The organism is Streptomyces sp. NPDC006140, from assembly GCF_040628815.1.
GTDB lineage: Bacteria > Actinomycetota > Actinomycetes > Streptomycetales > Streptomycetaceae > Streptomyces.
On record NZ_JBEXTS010000034.1, the window covers coordinates 1 to 15,849 of the forward strand.

The window sequence follows — 15,849 nt, forward strand, 5'->3', positions numbered from 1 at the left end:
CCACCCGCTACGACAAGACCGCCGAGTCCTACCAAGCCGCCGTCACCCTCGCATCGCTGCTGATGTGGGCGTGACATTTGACGACAACTCCTAGGGGTGATGGATGGTGCGGGACACCGGGGCTCCCTTCGAGCACCGGAGCTTGTACCCAGACGGCGGCGGCCGGCGAAGTCGCCTGAGCCGTGGCGGCTGGGGTAGGCGAGCCCGTCAGGCTGCTGCGGGCTGGACCTCCAGGCGGTGCTTCGCGGCCTGGTCCAGCACTCGGGTGAAGTGTTCGGCGCGCTCGTCGCCCGCGGCCTCCTGGGCGCGGAGGTCGCCGAATCGGTTCCAGTAACGCCGGCAGACGTCGCTGTCCATCAGCTGCGCGGCGTAGAACGGCAGTTGTCCATGGCGAACGAAGCCAAGCCGGTCCCGCAGGCTGAGAGTGCAGATCTGCTGGTTGGCATTGAGCAGCTGCATGTACTCCTCGACGTCCATGTCCTCGGGCGTCCAGAGCTTGGCGAGGTCGGGGTTGGTGGACATCTGCACCAGCCAGTCGAGCTGGTTGCGGGCGAGGACCGCCTCGTTCCGGTCGGCCTGGTGTCGCGCGTTCTGCCTGAGCCGGGCGGCTCCGACCACGGCGGTGGTGAGCGAGACGACGGCGCCGGCAGCGAGGATGGCGGTAGTGAGTTTCATACTGCAACGGTCCTTTCAGGTGCAGAGGTGTTCAGGCGAGTGCCGGCGGCGCAGGTGTCGGGCTCCGGCGGCTGCGTGGACAAAGGTTCGAGTTGGTAGAGATCGCGGACGAGGGTGCCCAGACAGGCTGTGCGCCAGATCTGCTCCCACCTGTCCGAGGGGCGTTCCTTGAGCGCGGTAACGGCAGCTCGTCGCAGGATGGTCCGAACTTCCGGGTCCTGGCAGTGGTGTTCTGCGGCCCGCGATACGAGGCGTGTCACGGCGGCGGTCAACGTGGCGATGAGGACGTCGGCCTTGTCAGGCGGTGGCATGGTGCGACTAGCCCACCAGGAGTGGGTCTGGGTGCACGCTGCCAGGACGTCCGTGGCGGTCAGCTGCTCGTCGGGGGTGGCGCGGCGCGTCAGCGCGAGGATCAGATCGTCAAGATCGGGTGGGGCGACGGTGGGGAAGGGCGGATCGGGGAGGACGAGGGCGCGGTGGCCGCGGCGGATCAACAGGATGTGCTGTTTCGCCAACAGGCGGAGGGCTTCGGTGACGTCGGGAGTGGAGGAGACCAGGCTCCGTGCCAACGGCTGTAGCGGCGGCAGGACGGTATACGGCGGGTAGACCCCGGACTGGATGAGGTATCGCAACCACTCGGCGATCTGCTCAGGGCGCTCCGCTCGCTGAGCGCGCCCGACTACACGGACTCGTTTGGAGGGACTGATGTTGAGCAGGCCCTCGCGCTGAAGGTCCTGTAGCGCCAGGCCGACACGTTCCACGGTGGGCGCACCGACCTGGGTGGCGATGCGGCGTGCTCCCAGCAGGCTCCCGGGCGGGTGGGCGCCGTCGGTGATCGCACGTCGCACCGTGTCGGCGATGGCGCTGACGCTCGGTCCGGGGCGCTCAGCCTCCATCAGGGCGCGCATCAGGCGGCGTGCGGCAGAGACGAGCAGGACCAGGTCAGGTCCGGGCAGACAGGTGGGGTCGGGGCGGCGGGCGGCACTGATCATCGCCTGCCAGTGAGCCTGCTGTGAGGGCGAGTGTTCCGCTTCCCGTAACCGCTGCGCGGCCAGCGGAAGCCAGACCTCCACCGTGTTCCAGACTGTCTCGCGGTCGCGGTCGGAATCCGTGTGTGTCTGACCCGTGAACTGAGTGGTGGCCCGCTGCAGCGACGTCAGGAAGGACCGCAGCTGGTGGTAGCGCGGCCTGCCGTCGTGAGGTTCGGGTCCGCGGGCGGGAGCACTCGTGTCGGCTGGCGTGGTCATGAGACACCCCCGGAGGCTGACCGGTCAGGACAGGTGGCGATCGGGTTGTCCTGCCAAGGGCGGGGGAGGCGTTGTGTCAGGCGCTGCGCCTGGTCGATGGTCAGGTGGAGTGTGATGTGGTCCGGGTCGTGGGCGCATCCAGGCGTTGCGGTCGCGCAGACAGCGCTCCCCAGGACGCCGGTCACCAGCCACTGGAGTCGTTCGGCGAGTCGGCGCATCCCGCGAGGACGGTGCAGTGCGAGGCCGGCCTCGATCGCGGGCGCGTCGAGCTTGGCCGCGAACCCGGCGACTGCCTCCAACTCGTCGCCGGCCAGAACCACTTCCACGGCATGCGTGCCCTGCAGCTCTACGCTGCTGCTCAGGTGGTGGGCCTCAAGGAGGCCAGACAGCTCGTCGGCCACGGCGTGGGCACGGATGTGCGGCTCCAGCAGGGCGGTGGTGAGCTTATGTACCTCGGCGGCCGTGGACAGCGTGATGACGATGTCGTGGAAATCGTTGAAGGTGGCGGTGCCGCCGATGCCGACGCTGGCCATCCATGCGTTGGCTGCATCGAGAGTTCTGTCGAACGGTGCCTTGTGGCTCAGGACCGTCAGATCCAGGACGGAGCCGACGCCTCTCAGGTCGACTCGTGCGGCGAAGTGAGCGTCTCGCAGCGCGCCTTCGAGGATCTGCTTCAACTTCCCCAAAGCAGGGGGATGTTCGGGGTTCAGCGGGTCGGCGATGGCGGGGTTCACGGTCGCTTCTTCCTCGGATGCCCTGATGGACGCAGTAGTGGGTGCCGCCGGCCCTCGCGGGGGACAAGGGCCGGCGGCGCGAGCCCGTGTGCGGCGCACACGGGGGTCATACAGCGGTGGGGTCGGGGCTCGCCCGGGCGGCGTTGGCGGCGAGGCGTCCGGACCACTGGATGCTGTCTTCGCTCAGCGCCGCGTCGGCGAGACGTATGCGTTGGACTTCGCCTGTTCCGGCCGGTGGGTAGGTGTGCTGGATGTCGCGCCACAGCCGCTGGAGGACGTAGTCACCGTCGAGTGCCTGGGCGCCGTGGAGTTCCATGGCGTCCTGCGCGGATCGCATCGCCCACTGGTGGCCGAGGTACTTGGCGTTGACCAGGTCGGCGTCGCAGGGCAGGCCCTGGTCGAGGAGGTGCACGGACTGGTAGGCCAGGATCCGTGCGGCGCACAGGCGGGCCTGCATGTCACCGATACGGTCACGCAGGACAGGCAGGTCGGACAGAGTGCCTCGGTAGCGGGGACGGCGCTTGAGGTAGGCCGTTGTGGTGCCCACGACGGCCTCGTGGATCCCGAGGCTTATAGCGGCAAGGTTGGGCCGCCCGTACAGGATGCTGCTGCTCTGGGCCACGCTCAGCCCTTGACCGATCTCCCCGACCACGTTGTTGCCGGGGACACGGACGCGGCCGAGGTTGAGGCGGCCGGCGGAGAAGCCGTGCAGCCCGAGGCCGGGGCGGTGGCCGGAGACGGAGAGCCCGGGGCGGTCGGATTCCACCAGGAACGCGGTCAGAGCCTGGGACGCGGAGACGCCGGAAGGAGCGGTGCGCGCGACGACGACGTGGAGCCCTGCGAGGTGACTGTTACCGATGTGGACCTTCTCGCCGGTGAGCACCCAGTCTTCCCCGGACCGTTCGGCGACGGTCTCGATGCCGCCGATGTGGCCACCGGCGTCCTGTTCGGTGACTGCGATGGACGTCAGCACCGTCCCGTCAGCTACCTGCGATAGCCAGCGTTCCTTCTGCTCGACCGTGCCCCAGTGGTCGACCGCGCCGACGGGAATCAGCGTGGCTTGCAGGATGGCCGCCGCAGCCGCCGAGACGCAGGCGAGGCGGTGAATCAGCACAGTCTTGGCGACGTGCCCGGCCTCCATCCCTCCGTACTTCTTGGGGATGGTCACCCCGAACCAGCCTCGAGCGGCCATGAGTCGCGCCAGCTCGTCCTCCACCTTGTGCGGGGCGGCTTCCATTGCAGCAACACGCAGCGCGACTTCACCAGCAGCGAACTGATCTGCCTCGCGCCAAAGTTGCTCATGGGAGGCAGTGAGATACGGATGAAGCGCGGGTGGCGGGCTCATGGTGGTGGGCATGGTCGTCTCCCTGTCCCTGTGGGGTCGCAAGGCGGGTGCGGCCGGCCCCGGTCACGGGATACCGGGTGGGGGGCGAGGCCGGTACTCAGCGCACGGAGGCACCGGATGTGAGGGCGTGCAGGACTTCGGCGCCCGTGTCCTTGACCGCGCCGAGCAGTCGTCGGGCGTCGGTGCGGGGGCGGGCCTCGGGGTCGATCGTGCACACGGTGCCCAGCGTGATCCCGGTCTCGGCGTGGATGAGCGGGGCGCCGAAGTAGGAGCGGATGCCCACCGCGTCGACCACCGCGTTGCCGGAGAAGCGGGGGGAGGCGTGCACGTCGGGCAGGGGAAGTCCCTTCCTGCGTTTGACGACGGCGGGGCACCAGCCGTGCTCGCGGTCCATGGTGCGGCCGAGGATGAGGTGGCCGCTCTCCGGTGGCGGGTTGTGCAGGCCGATGAACGTCTGCTCGCCGCGGAAGACATTGACGAATCCGTAGAGCATGCCCGTCGCCTCGGCGAGGCGGTCGGCAAACTGGTCCATCAGATCGTCGGGGCCGGTGGGAATCCCGAGGTGCTGGATCAGTTCCTCGCGGGCCTTCTGTTCGGCGAGTTCCTCGGCCGTGGCAGCGCTGATCAGCTCCTGGCCCGTGTGAAGGGTGCCGGGCCTCACGCTGATCGCCTGGCCTGCGGTGGGTGCGGCCTGTACGTCGCGCACGCGGCGGGTCAGCGCAGGGGTTTGGGGGGTGTGGGTGTGGTGTGTCATCGGGCGTCCAGGAGAGTGGGGTCGGACCGTTTGACGGGCCTGGGCGTGGTCTGGGTCAGGGCGTGGTCGACGAGTCGCAGCAGCACCGTGGCGACCGAGGTGGACACTCGGGCGTCGAAGGCCACGACAGGGATGTGTGGGGCGAGGGCGATGGCCTGCCGGACGTCGTGGACCGGATAGCGGTGGGCGTCGTCGAACTCGTTGACGGCCACGATGAACGGCAGGCGGGCTCGCTCGCAGAAGGTGACCGCGTCGAAGCTGGTCTCCAGGCGGCGGGTGTCGGCCATTACGACCGCACCGACGGCCCCGCGGGCGAGGTCGTACCAGAGGCTTTCGACGAACCGGTCCTGGCCGGGAGTGCCGAACAACATCAGTTCCATCGGTATCGGCGCACCGAAGCTGATACGGCCAAAGTCGAAGGCGACCGTGGTGGTCTTCTTTGTCTCCACTCCGTCCAGGCTGTCGGTGGGGGCGCTGGCCTGGGTCAGGTACTCCTCGGTGGAGACCGGCTCGATCTCGCTGATCGCGCCCACGGTGGTCGTCTTGCCGACGCCGAATCCCCCCGCGATGAGGATCTTCAGCACGGCCGGGCCGCCAGCGCTCCTGATGGCGGCACCGCTCTGGGCGGTGGTGGCCGGGTCAGCCGGCGAGTCGTTCGAGACCGGCACGAAGTGCCTCCAAGAGCTGCGGGGAGGGGCGGTCCCCGGTCGGGGAGTCGGAGACTGCGTAGGGGTTGGTGAGGGCGAGCGTCAGGACACGGGCGTCAATGAGGTCCGAGATCAAAACGCGGGCCGCGGTGAGCGGGAGGCGTGTCGTGCCGGCCAGCTCGGCCACCGACCGGCGCCGCTGCCGGCACAGTTGAGCGATCTGCCGGTGCTCCTCGGCCAGCCTCGGTCCGGGCCTGCCCTCCCCGGCCTCCAGCAGGGTCTCCGGGCTCAGCCAGTGCCTGGGGCGTGCCCGGCCCCCGGTCACGAGGTAGGGGCGTACGAACGCCGGTGCAGGGTCAGCCGGTCGTGGATCTGGATCGTGCCTGCTGGGCCTGGTCATCATGCGCTGCGCACAGGCGCGACCATGTAGGGGGCGAAGCGGTCCACCAGCTGACCCATCTCGAAGCCCACGGTTCCCGCGTCGGCAGCAGGCTCGGCGATCACGGCCAGCACGGTGTCGACCATGCCCGCCGTGTTGCCCGGCTGGTTCGGGAAGGCCGCGCTGGTACCGGCGATCGACACGAAGATCAGGGCGTCGCCGCGTTCGATCAGAGCCAGCCGCAGTGCGGCCCGGCCACCACCCGGTCCGGGGATGTTCTCGCTCAGGGAGGCCAGTGAGCCCAGGGTCGCTGCCCACTTGTCGGCCCAGTCCTTGTGGATCTCGCTGTCCACTAGGCTCAGTCCGTCGCGTGAGATCAGCAGGGCGTGCGTGACCCTGGGGACGTTATCGACGAAGTTCTTCAGCAGCCCGGCCAGCTGCTTCTTCGCGTCCTTCCCGGATGCGGCCGTCATGGTGTCGCTGTCGAGGTGGGGCGTGTCATGGGTCATCAGCATGTGCTCCTGCGGATACAGGCCGGCACCGGCGTCGGGGCCGATCATGGGTGGGGGCTACGGGTGAGGGGGCGGCGCTGTGGACGGACCGGAGGCATCGGTGCTGTCGTGAGCGCGGGCGGCCTTGATCCCGCCCTGGAACGCGCCGGCCAGGTCATAGCGGGGACCCTTTGTCGAGAGCATGGGCCGGGATGTTGCAGGCATCTGCGACGGCTCGCGTACGACACGCTGCGGCAAGGGCGGCGCGCTCCCAGCAACGACGGCTGAAACGGGCCGCGCGCGTGCCTGGGCGGGAGCTGGGGAGCTGCGGCGCGTTGACGTCGCAGCCCGCGGGGCCGGTGCGGCGGGCGGCTGCGGCGGAGCCGGCGGCACTACGGGAGCGGGCATCGCCACCAGCAGCCTGTTCGGAACGACCACCAGGGCCGTGGTCCCGCCCGTCGGGTTCTCCTTCAACTCGACCGATATGCCGTGGCGGCGGGCGATCATCGCCGTCGTGAGCAGGCCGAGCCGCCCCGCGCTGACTTCCGCGCTCACATCGACTCGATGGGGGTCCGCCAGCAGATGATTCCATCGCTCCCGGTCGGTGGGCCGCATGGGGATGACGACCCGGTCCTCGACCTCGACCGCGAGCCCCAGCGCGACCCGCTGGGCTCGCACCTGCACCTTGGTGGTGGGGTCGGAGAACTGCGTGGCGTTCTCGACGAGTTCGGCCAGCAGGTGCGTCATGTCCGGTCCGACATGCCGGGGAAGGCCCAGCTCGGCCCCCACGGTTCCCGCGGCGACGGTCACCCGGGAGTAGTGCAGGATCTCCTGGTTCGCGCCCCGCAGGACGTGCATGACGCTCACCGGTTCCCGGGCGCTGCGCAGCGACTCGCCGGCGACCATGGCCTTGCTCTCCACCCAGCGCCGCATCCGCGTCACCAGGTGATCCAGCTTGAACAGCGCGTCCAGCTGGTCGGGGTCCTCGGTCAGGTCCTGGAGAGCATCCAGCTTCTCCAGAGCCCGTCCGACCAGGGCATGTTCCCGCTTGGAGAACTGGTGCAGCATCGACAGCAGCACCGCCGACTGCGACCTGTCGTGCACGCGGATCAGATCGGAAATGGCCTGCACCTGCAGGGCACTCAGAGCTGCGTCGATCTCTGCGGTCAGACCGGCCTGCCTGGGCGCCTGCCGCTCCGGCAGCGGCGGACGCCCCCCGCGGCATAGCTCGTCAGCCGAACGCAGCACCGACCGCTCGACAGCCGCCGCTGCCCCCGAGATCGCCGCCAGCTCCGCTGCCCGGGCTTCATCCGCGGCTGCCTGTAGTGCCCCTGCGGCCCTTCGTGTCCCACGGACTGCTGCAAACGCGACTCCGAGCAGCCCGCACACGAAGCTGGCCACAAGCCAGCCCGCAGCGACAGAGCCTGTTGACCAGGCGATGAATACAGCGCCCAGCACCGCCGCGAGAAGCAGCAGGGGCAACGCCACGGCACGACGGACACGGTGCAGCGTGAATGCGTCGATCTGTGGAGGCCGCCGCCTGCGGCGGCCGGGCGCGACCGGCCGTGTCGGGAACGCGCTGTCAGACATGGGGAACCTCATCAGTGGGGGACGGGCGGCTAGGCGTGCTGCGAAGCCAGGCCAGTGCGGGTCTGTCGTCGCCGATCTGGTGCCGAGCGGGGCACCGGAAGAGCGACCGAGCCCTGGTGACGGGAGGACCGCGTCGACAGCAGATGAAGGAGCCGGGCGCTCTGGATCAGGCCCATGTGGCTGAACGCCTGCGGGAAGTTCCCGAGCTGCCGCTGGTGGACGGGGTCAAATTCCTCGGCCAGGAGCCCGAGGTCGCTGCGCAGCGCGAGGAGGTGTTCGAAGAGGGCGTGGGCCTCGTCGAGGCGGCCGGTCAGGGCCAGGGCATCGACGAGCCAGAAGGAGCAGAGGACGAATGTGCCCTCATCTCCCGCCAGGCCGTCCACTCCGGCGTCCTCGCCGGTGGTGGGATACCGGTGCACGAGCCCGTCCGCCGTGGAGAGTTCACGCCGTACCGCGTCTACGGTGCCGATGACACGCGGGTCGTCGGGCGGCAGGAAGCCGACGCGGGGGATCAGCAGCGTGGCGGCATCCAGTTCCTGGGAGCCGTAGGACTGGGTGAAGGTGTTGCGCACCGGGTCGAAGCCCTCGGCGCAGACCTCGCGGTGAATCGTCTCGCGCAGCTCGATCAAGGGGCCCAAAGCCATGTCGAGGGCACCGGCTTCGGCCAAGCGAATGGTGCGGTCGACCGCCACCCAGGCCATCACCTTGGAGTGCACGAAGTGCCGGCGTGCCCCGCGGATCTCCCAGATCCCCTCGTCGGGCTCATGCCAGCGCTGCGCCAGGTGCTTGATGAGTCGCTGGTGCAAGACCGCGCTATCGGCGCAGTGGGCCACACCGCTCTGGTGGGCGAGGTACAGGGTCTCGATGACTTCGCCGTACACGTCGAGCTGCAGCTGGTCCGCCGCCCCGTTGCCGACCCGCACCGGGGCTGACCCCTCGTACCCGGGAAGCCAGGGCAGCTCCCGTTCCCGCAGATCACGCTCCCCGGTGAGCCCGTACATGATCTGCAGGTTCTCCGGATCGCCGGCCACAGCGCGTAAGAGCCACCGTCGCCATGCCTGAGCCTCCTGCCGATACCCGGTCCCCAGCAGCGCGGCGAGCGTAGTGGAGGCGTCACGCAACCAGGTGAAGCGGTAGTCCCAGTTCCGGTTGCCTCCGATCTCCTCGGGCAGCGACGTGCTCGGCGCCGCGACGATCCCTCCACTCGGCCCGTACGTCATCGCCTTCAGCGCGATCAAGGAACGGACCACGGGCTCGCGGTAGGGCCCGTCATAGGTGCATTTCTGCGTCCATTCCTGCCAGAAGGCGAGCGTCTCGGCGAGCGCGGCCTCCGGGTCGGGAACGTCAGGCGCAGCTGCGTGGGACGGGCACCAACTGAGCACGAACGCCACGCTCTGCCCGGCGGCGACGTCGAAGCCACTGATGACGACGCCGTCCTTCTCCACCTGCTCAACGCAGGTGTCGAGCCACAGAGCGTCCGCGCCCGCCTCCGCGACCATGCGGCCGTCGACCTCGTGGATCCACGGGCTAACGCTGCCGTATCCCGGCCGCGGACGCATAGTCGAGACCATCGGCACTTCGCCGGCCAGGCCCTCGACGATTCGGATCACCTGCGGTGTCCCGTCGCGCGGCGGCATGGAGTCCAGGACGCGGACCGAACCGGTCGGGGTGCGCCACACCGTTTCCAGGACAAGCGAGTCACCGCAGTAGCGGCGGTTCGGCGACAACTCCGGATCCAGACCGGAGCGAGAACGCGAGGCCGGAGCAATCTGCCAGGTGCCGTGCTTCTCCGTTCCGAGTAGGCCGGCGAAGACGGCCGGCGAGTCGAAGCGGGGCAGGCACAGCCAGTCGATCGAGCCGTCGTCGCAGACGTGGGCGCTGGTCTGCATGTCGCCGATCAGGCCGTATTGCTCGATACGCGGAAGGCGCTTCATCGTGGAGATCTCCGTAGGCCCCGCGACTTCGGGGACGGCTTCGGGGCCGCCGCAGCGGCCGGGGCAGTTGGCGATGTGTGGTGAGATCGGAAGTCGTCAGACGACGTCGTTGGTCCTGGGCAGGGAGACTCCAATGGAGTCCGGCGTGAAGCCCTCTTGCATGGGGACGAGCGGGTCACCAAGGGCACGCAGGCACAGACGGTTGCCAGAGAAGCCGGCCCGGGCGTGCAGCCAGCGCTGGTTGTCCAGAACGTAGCCCTGGCCCGGCTCGAGGCGCAGACGCCGCTGGCATCCTGCGATCGCGCGCCTGACCAACGGCAGATAGGGGTGGACGATCGGGCTCCACCGAGCCAAGCCGTCCTGCCGGAGACGAACGGATACACGTCCTTCGGCATGGACGGTGAACACCTGCGAGGGGTGTCCGGCGCCCGCGCCGAAGTAGGCAGTCCGGGGCTTGGAGAGTACGACCGCTGCGTCCCTCCCCTCGGAGCACAAGCTGGCGAGAACATCGTGCCCGTCGGCCAGCAGCACCTCACCGCCGTCGTCGGCAGGCCGCAGGCAGACGAGCAGCATCAGCCGCGGCGGATTGGGCACGCCGGCGCGCTCCGTGTGTGCCTCCAACTCGCCGCGACCGAGTCCGGCGAAGCCGACGCGGTGCTCATCGGTTCCGGTGTCGTAGATGGCTGTGAGCCCATCGGGACCACTGTGGGGGTGCGGCGCGATCCGCATCAGCCGCTCAGCGAAGGCGAGCACCGCCCGGCGGGACAAGAGCCCGCCCACGGTCACCAGGCCCGTGTCCTGGAGCCGGGCAGCGCAGGCATCGAGAGCGTGCGGTGCTCGGATGTCAACGTAGTGCGACGCGAAGAGCGTCGCGGAGCGAGCGAGGGCAACGCGCATCGACGTGCTCCTTAGATCGGCTTCTGTGCGGACAGACTGGGAAGTCGCCGAGGCCCGGGTAAAGCGACTGATTGTCGACTCGGGCAAATCGCCCAGCTCAGGTGCACGCTGTGCGCACCGTGCTACGTTCCGAAAGCCGGGATCACATACCCCAGGACGAGGACAGCAATGACGTATACGCAGCCCCTCTGGCCTGTCTCCGTGAAGGGCGTTGCCCTCGACGCTCGGAACCGCGTGTTGTTGCTCAAGAACGAGCGTGAGGAGTGGGAACTGCCCGGAGGGCGCCTGGAGATCGGGAACCCCACCGGCGCGGCCCCCACCGATGACAGCCCTGAGTCGGCGGTGGAACGAGAGATCCACGAAGAGACCGGCTGGGTGGTGAAAGCCGGACCTCTGATCGACGGAGGCGTGTGGATCTACGAGCCCATCCCCGGCCGGAGGGTTTTGATCGTCACCTATGGCTGCACGGTGCTCACACCCGATCAACCGCCTGTCGTCAGCCATGAACACAAGCAACTCGGCATGTTCACCGCCGAGGAAGTACCGACTCTGAACATGCCAGAGGGCTACAAACGGGCCGTGGCCGCGTGGTACCGCCGCGACGCCGTCGGCCTGGACGACTACGAGCGGATGTAGCCAGCCATGGTCGGGGGAGAGCTCGTGGCAGGGCCAAGCCGTGATGTCGTTGGATCCCGCCCGTCGGCGGAGCATGCCCAGTGGCACTGGGCGACACCGCAGGCCGAACTCGTACTGGCCACAGGGGATCTGGCCCCCATCCTGCGCTTCTACAGGCGGGTACACGGACTGAACCAGACAGAGCTCGGTGAACTCCTCGGCTACGACAAGACCTACATCTCCGCGCTTGAACTCGGGAAGCGCAGCCTGGACGACGTAGGATCCCGGCGCCGTGTCTGCGAGTACCTGCGCCTGCCGCCGCACGTCCTCGGAGTCACGGACGTGGCCGACACCGACCATCGGGCCATGGTGCAGTTCGGCGAGTCCACCGTTCGGCTCGCCGAGATCGCCAGGCAGTCCGGACACGCAGCGGAGGCCGTCTCCGAGCTCTGGCCGCTGGTTGCCCGGCTCGAAGCCCGTGTCGAGGACGGGCACACCGAGCGAGACGTCCTCCACCTGCTCGCCCGTGCCCGAGTAGGGCTCGGCGTCGCGCTGGGCAACGTCCTCCCGGAAGAGAGACTGAGTACGGCGGCCCGCTGGACCGCAAGGAGTCTGGATCTCGTGCAGTACTTCGAGGAGCCGGCGCTGACGTCGTACGCCCTCCGAATGCACGGGAACGAACTGCGCAAGGCGCGTCTCGTCGGTGCCGCTGTAGAGCGTTTGGGCCGCGCCGCTGCCCTCGCGCCGGACAACGACTCCCGTGCCGCCGCTTTGCCGCTGCTGGCCCGGGCGGCCGGTGCATTGGGCAACGCAGAGCTGTTCGACCGAGTGATACGCGAGACGGAAGACCTCCTCACCTCGGTGGATCACACCAGTCTGTTCAACCCCTTTTCGCTGCATGAGATCCGGCTCCGGGGGCTGATCGCCACTGGACAGGTCGACACGGCCATACGGCTGGTCGAGCACAGCCCGGTGCTCACAACGACGGTTGCGCCCCAGTGGCGGGTGATCGAGCTGGTGACCGTCGCACACGTGCAGCTGCTTGCCGACGATCGCGGCGGCGCGGAGGAGTCCTTGGACGTCGCGGTGCAGGAGGCGGTGGTGCAGAGGCTTCCGCACCAACTTCAGCGCATCATGCGAACGGCCACGGGCCGCCTGCCCGAGATCCACGACACCGCTGCACAGGCTCTGGATCGCATGCGCTGCGAGATGGCGGCCTGACCTGATGGCGCGCTCGCTGGCATCAGCACGTGGGTCCAACACCGTCACGGTCCTTTGTCGTGTGGAATGTGGAACCCCAGACAACCGGGCCAACTCCTGCGTTCCCAGAGCAGAATTGATGCGCTCGTGATGCATCCATGTGGCGTCGACGGGCATCACCTGGGTGTTTGCCGCGCCTAGGACGTTGAAGGGGGGCTATGGCATGGCACGCAGACGGCAGAGACTTGCCCAGCGGCGCCAAGCGATGGGCCTGACGCAGGAGGGCTTGGCCGAACACCTCGGCGTGGATCGCTCCACTGTCGTGCGCTGGGAGGCGGGAACGGCCTCCCCACAGCCATGGATGCGCCCACGCCTCGCTCAGACACTCGGGATCTCGGTCACTGGACTCGTCGAACTGCTGGAGCAGGAGACCGACTCGGCGCAAGAGCCCCCCGCGCTTCAGAAGCCGACGCCTTCCGGCACTGCCCAGGTCGACCTCACGACTGTGGCAGAGCTCCGGCGCGAGTACGACGAGCTCGCGGCCTCCTACGATCGGGCCCCGTCGGCGAGCTTGCTGGCGAAGGGAGGAGAGCAGCTCAGCCTGATCACCCTCCTGGGACGGAATGGCCCGCGTGGGCGAGCGGAGAGAGAGCTCCTCGCCCTCCGAGCGGATGTGCTCACACTCATGGGACAACTCGTCTGGGACGCCTCACAGAGGCGGGACCACGCCACAGCACGTGGCTTCTACGACGAGAGCGTCGTGGTCGCCCGGCGCCTGCGAGATCACACCCTCGAAGGACGCGCACTCCTGAGGACCTGCTACGTAGAGCTCTACGGCGCCCAGGACCCGCGGAGCGGCTTGGACCTGGCCCTCCAGGCAGCCGACACCGCCCGGACCACCAGCCCAGCCGTCACTGGGCTGGCACTCCTCCACGCCGGTGAGGCGCACGCCATGCTCGGCGAGGCGAGCGACTGTGAGAAGGCTCTTGGGCGGGCCCAGCAGCAGCTGGAACAGACTGACGGGATGGACGCGGCCGCAGATCTCGTGTCCTCGACTCAGTTCGGCCGCTTGGCCGGGTCGTGCTACCTCTCACTGGGGCAGCACCGGCGCGCACAGAAGTTCCTTGAGGCGACGGCCACCGAACTGCAAGATCGTCGGAAGTCCCGCGCGATCGTGCTGGGAAACCTTACGCTCGCCTATGTCCGGCAGGGCGAAATCGACGGTGCCGTGACTACGCTGTCCGAGGCCATCACCGAGTTGGAGAAGACACGGGGCGGCGGAGGACTGAACGTGGTCTTCGGCGCTGCTCGTGAGCTGGGGCCCTGGCGGCGCGAGCGAATCGTCGCCGACGTCCACGACCGGCTGTTCGCTCTCATGACGACGGCGTAGGAGTGAGGAGAACCTGGGTGCCCGCAATGCAAGACGATGCCAAGCAACTCGTACGGACCCAGGTGTGGAACGCGCTCGACGCGGCCGGCGCGGTGTACGACGACACCGCCCATGGCCGTATCCCCAACTTCCGCGGCTCGGAGGAAGCCGCTGCCAAGCTGGCTGAACTGGAGCGCTGGAGGAAGGCAGGAGTCGTAAAGGCCGTACCGGACAAGGCCCAGCTACCGGTACGAGCACGCGCCTTGGAGGAGGGCAAGCTCGTCTACATGGCCGTGCCGAAGCTGGCCTCCGCCAAGCCGTTCTACCTGCTCGATCCCGCAGCCTTGGACGTGCCGGCCATCGAGGCAGCGAGCAGCAAGGTAGCGGCCAGGATTGCGCCCACTGTCGAGGTCGACGGCCTGCGGCCGGTGGATGTTGTGGTCCTGGGGAGTGTGGCCGTCAACCGGGACGGCGCCCGTATCGGTAAGGGGGCCGGTTACTCGGACCTGGAGTTTGCGCTGCTCACGGAGGCAGGGCTCGTGGGGGCAGAAACGCTGGTCGTCACCACCGTTCACTCACTACAGGTGATCGACTTCCCTATCCCGGTTACGGATCATGACGTGAACGTCGATCTAGTTGTCACACCGCAAGAGGTCATTCCATGCACTTCGCCACGAAGGCCAAAGGGAATTTTCTGGGACCACCTTGATGCAGCCAAGATTGCTGCAATCCCTGCCCTGCAGTCCCGCGCGAAGGGTTAGCGAGGGTTTCAGGTCCGTGCCGCCGGTGTGCCGATTTTGTTTCTTCAGTGCTGGCCCCAGATCGCTCCGACAGGATAACGATCTGGACTGGGCGATCACCTAGCTTCGCCCCCGGATGACCCGCTGTGGCGCGGTCCGTTCCTCCGGTCGGCATAGAGAAGCGCACCGGGCTGCTGACGCGCCCTACTCGGTGACTAGGGGTTGCGATCTTCTTGCAAGCCTACCAGTTGGGCTGGTTGGCGACAGACCGGCTCGGTTACCGCGACCCAATCGAGCCGTCAAAGGCCTACGTCACGCTGCTGAAGGTGCCCTACCTCAGCCCGTGCCGGACTTTCCGTCAAACAGTCCCGACCCGGTCGCGTGGGTCGCCGAGCCATCGAGGCGGCGTTGTCCCCGGTGATCGCGTGTTGTTGCGGTGGTGGAAGCGAAAGTCACGCTCGGTGGGAGCACAGGTCTGCGGCCATGACCGGGTGCGTCGTGAACGGTGACCTGTGAGTTGGAAGAGTCTGCTTGATGCGGCCACATCGCCCGGGCCACAGGCGGCTCTCGTCAAGCTCGAGTTGAGATCTCGTCACTTCTGGACACGGCTCGGTTGCCGGGCCGCCTCGCGGGTTCAAAACGCAGTCGAGGGCCGGTGTGTGCGTATGGCGCGAGCGCAACATAGCCGACGATCGCCGGTTGGGCAAACCGGCGACGCTGCGGAGTATTGGTTGCAACACCTGAGGTCAACATCGAACCCCAGACGTGGCTTTTCGAGTCAATGCAGTACAACTGCAGCCTAGAGATTTTCGGAGGGGATTTTGCGAGCGCCTGTCACAGTCCGTTTCATGGATGTCAAAGAAACTGCCGAGTATTTGAATGTGTCCACTTCCTGGTTGTACAAGAATTCCGCCCGATCGGGATTGGTGATGTACCGGTTTGGTGTAGGGGCGAACGCCAAAATCCGATTCAAAGTGTCAGAGGTTGAAGCCTGGGTCAAGCAGCAACGAGTACTGGGCTATTGAAGCGATCTCCGACTCGCGGCCCCGGCGATGCCGCCGCTGGTGCCATGGTTCGAAACACGCAGTATCGTTCGGAACTTTCCAGTTGTGCAGGACGTGGATCTTGACGAGTTCGTTGGTTCGTGGGATGGGGTCGTTTTTCAAGGAGTGTGAGCATCCGCGGTCGCGGTGGTCGAAGTGTCCTCATCCGTACAAGGTCCGGTATCGGTC

Annotated in this window: 16 protein-coding genes; 5 read left to right on the forward strand and 11 right to left on the reverse strand. The window is 67.8% G+C overall.

The features are described from left to right. Nucleotides 1–207: 207 nt before the first annotated feature. From ABZ386_RS41730 to ABZ386_RS41780, 11 genes are all read right to left on the reverse strand, one after another. Complete coding sequence (locus ABZ386_RS41730; protein WP_355727282.1) at nt 208–675, reverse strand: DUF6082 family protein; 468 nt, start codon at nt 673–675, stop codon at nt 208–210. Beyond that, entirely contained in the window at nt 672–1,922 is a 1,251-nt protein-coding gene (locus ABZ386_RS41735) for a GntR family transcriptional regulator (RefSeq protein ID WP_355727280.1), read from the reverse strand. Before ABZ386_RS41735 ends, ABZ386_RS41730 begins: the two co-directional genes overlap by 4 nt. Continuing rightward, nucleotides 1,919–2,656, reverse strand: coding sequence for a hypothetical protein (locus ABZ386_RS41740; protein WP_355727278.1), 738 nt, complete (start codon nt 2,654–2,656; stop codon nt 1,919–1,921). The genes ABZ386_RS41735 and ABZ386_RS41740 overlap by 4 nt, the downstream gene beginning before the upstream one ends. Before the next feature lie 106 nt (nt 2,657–2,762). After that, entirely contained in the window at nt 2,763–4,013 is a 1,251-nt protein-coding gene (locus ABZ386_RS41745) for an acyl-CoA dehydrogenase family protein (RefSeq protein ID WP_355721598.1), read from the reverse strand. A gap of 85 nt (nt 4,014–4,098) precedes the next feature. Continuing rightward, complete coding sequence (locus ABZ386_RS41750) at nt 4,099–4,707, reverse strand: GAF domain-containing protein (protein ID WP_355721595.1); 609 nt, start codon at nt 4,705–4,707, stop codon at nt 4,099–4,101. A gap of 44 nt (nt 4,708–4,751) precedes the next feature. Further along, complete coding sequence (locus ABZ386_RS41755; RefSeq protein WP_355721604.1) at nt 4,752–5,339, reverse strand: ATP/GTP-binding protein; 588 nt, start codon at nt 5,337–5,339, stop codon at nt 4,752–4,754. 55 nt (nt 5,340–5,394) lie between these two features. Continuing rightward, entirely contained in the window at nt 5,395–5,727 is a 333-nt protein-coding gene (locus ABZ386_RS41760; RefSeq protein WP_355721592.1) for a DUF742 domain-containing protein, read from the reverse strand. 74 nt (nt 5,728–5,801) lie between these two features. Then, a complete protein-coding gene (locus tag ABZ386_RS41765; RefSeq protein ID WP_355721589.1) occupies nt 5,802–6,341 on the reverse strand; it encodes a roadblock/LC7 domain-containing protein in 540 nt (179 codons plus the stop codon). A gap of 9 nt (nt 6,342–6,350) precedes the next feature. Then, nucleotides 6,351–7,862 carry an ATP-binding protein gene (locus ABZ386_RS41770; RefSeq protein WP_356506395.1) on the reverse strand — a complete coding sequence of 504 codons (1,512 nt, stop codon included), beginning with the start codon at nt 7,860–7,862 and terminating at the stop codon, nt 6,351–6,353. 29 nt (nt 7,863–7,891) lie between these two features. After that, the gene (locus ABZ386_RS41775) at nt 7,892–9,796 is read right to left on the reverse strand and encodes a glycoside hydrolase family 15 protein (RefSeq protein WP_355721583.1); all 1,905 of its coding nucleotides are present in this window, start codon (nt 9,794–9,796) and stop codon (nt 7,892–7,894) included. A 96-nt stretch (nt 9,797–9,892) separates the two neighbouring features. Then, nucleotides 9,893–10,693, reverse strand: coding sequence for a TauD/TfdA family dioxygenase (locus ABZ386_RS41780; RefSeq protein ID WP_355721580.1), 801 nt, complete (start codon nt 10,691–10,693; stop codon nt 9,893–9,895). 201 nt (nt 10,694–10,894) lie between these two features. On the opposite strand from ABZ386_RS41780, the gene ABZ386_RS41785 reads away from it, so the two are divergent. The 5 genes from ABZ386_RS41785 (at nt 10,895) to ABZ386_RS41805 (ending at nt 15,642) form a co-directional block, all read left to right on the forward strand. Continuing rightward, entirely contained in the window at nt 10,895–11,329 is a 435-nt protein-coding gene (locus tag ABZ386_RS41785; RefSeq protein WP_355721577.1) for an NUDIX hydrolase, read from the forward strand. 24 nt (nt 11,330–11,353) lie between these two features. Next, complete coding sequence (locus tag ABZ386_RS41790) at nt 11,354–12,529, forward strand: helix-turn-helix transcriptional regulator (protein ID WP_355721574.1); 1,176 nt, start codon at nt 11,354–11,356, stop codon at nt 12,527–12,529. 202 nt (nt 12,530–12,731) lie between these two features. Then, nucleotides 12,732–13,898, forward strand: coding sequence for a helix-turn-helix domain-containing protein (locus ABZ386_RS41795; protein ID WP_355721571.1), 1,167 nt, complete (start codon nt 12,732–12,734; stop codon nt 13,896–13,898). Between the two features lie 26 nt (nt 13,899–13,924). Further along, complete coding sequence (locus ABZ386_RS41800) at nt 13,925–14,638, forward strand: 5-formyltetrahydrofolate cyclo-ligase (protein ID WP_355721601.1); 714 nt, start codon at nt 13,925–13,927, stop codon at nt 14,636–14,638. Nucleotides 14,639–15,465: 827 nt separating this feature from the next. After that, a complete protein-coding gene (locus ABZ386_RS41805) occupies nt 15,466–15,642 on the forward strand; it encodes a helix-turn-helix domain-containing protein (RefSeq protein ID WP_355721568.1) in 177 nt (58 codons plus the stop codon). The last annotated feature ends 207 nt before the right edge of the window (nt 15,643–15,849 follow it).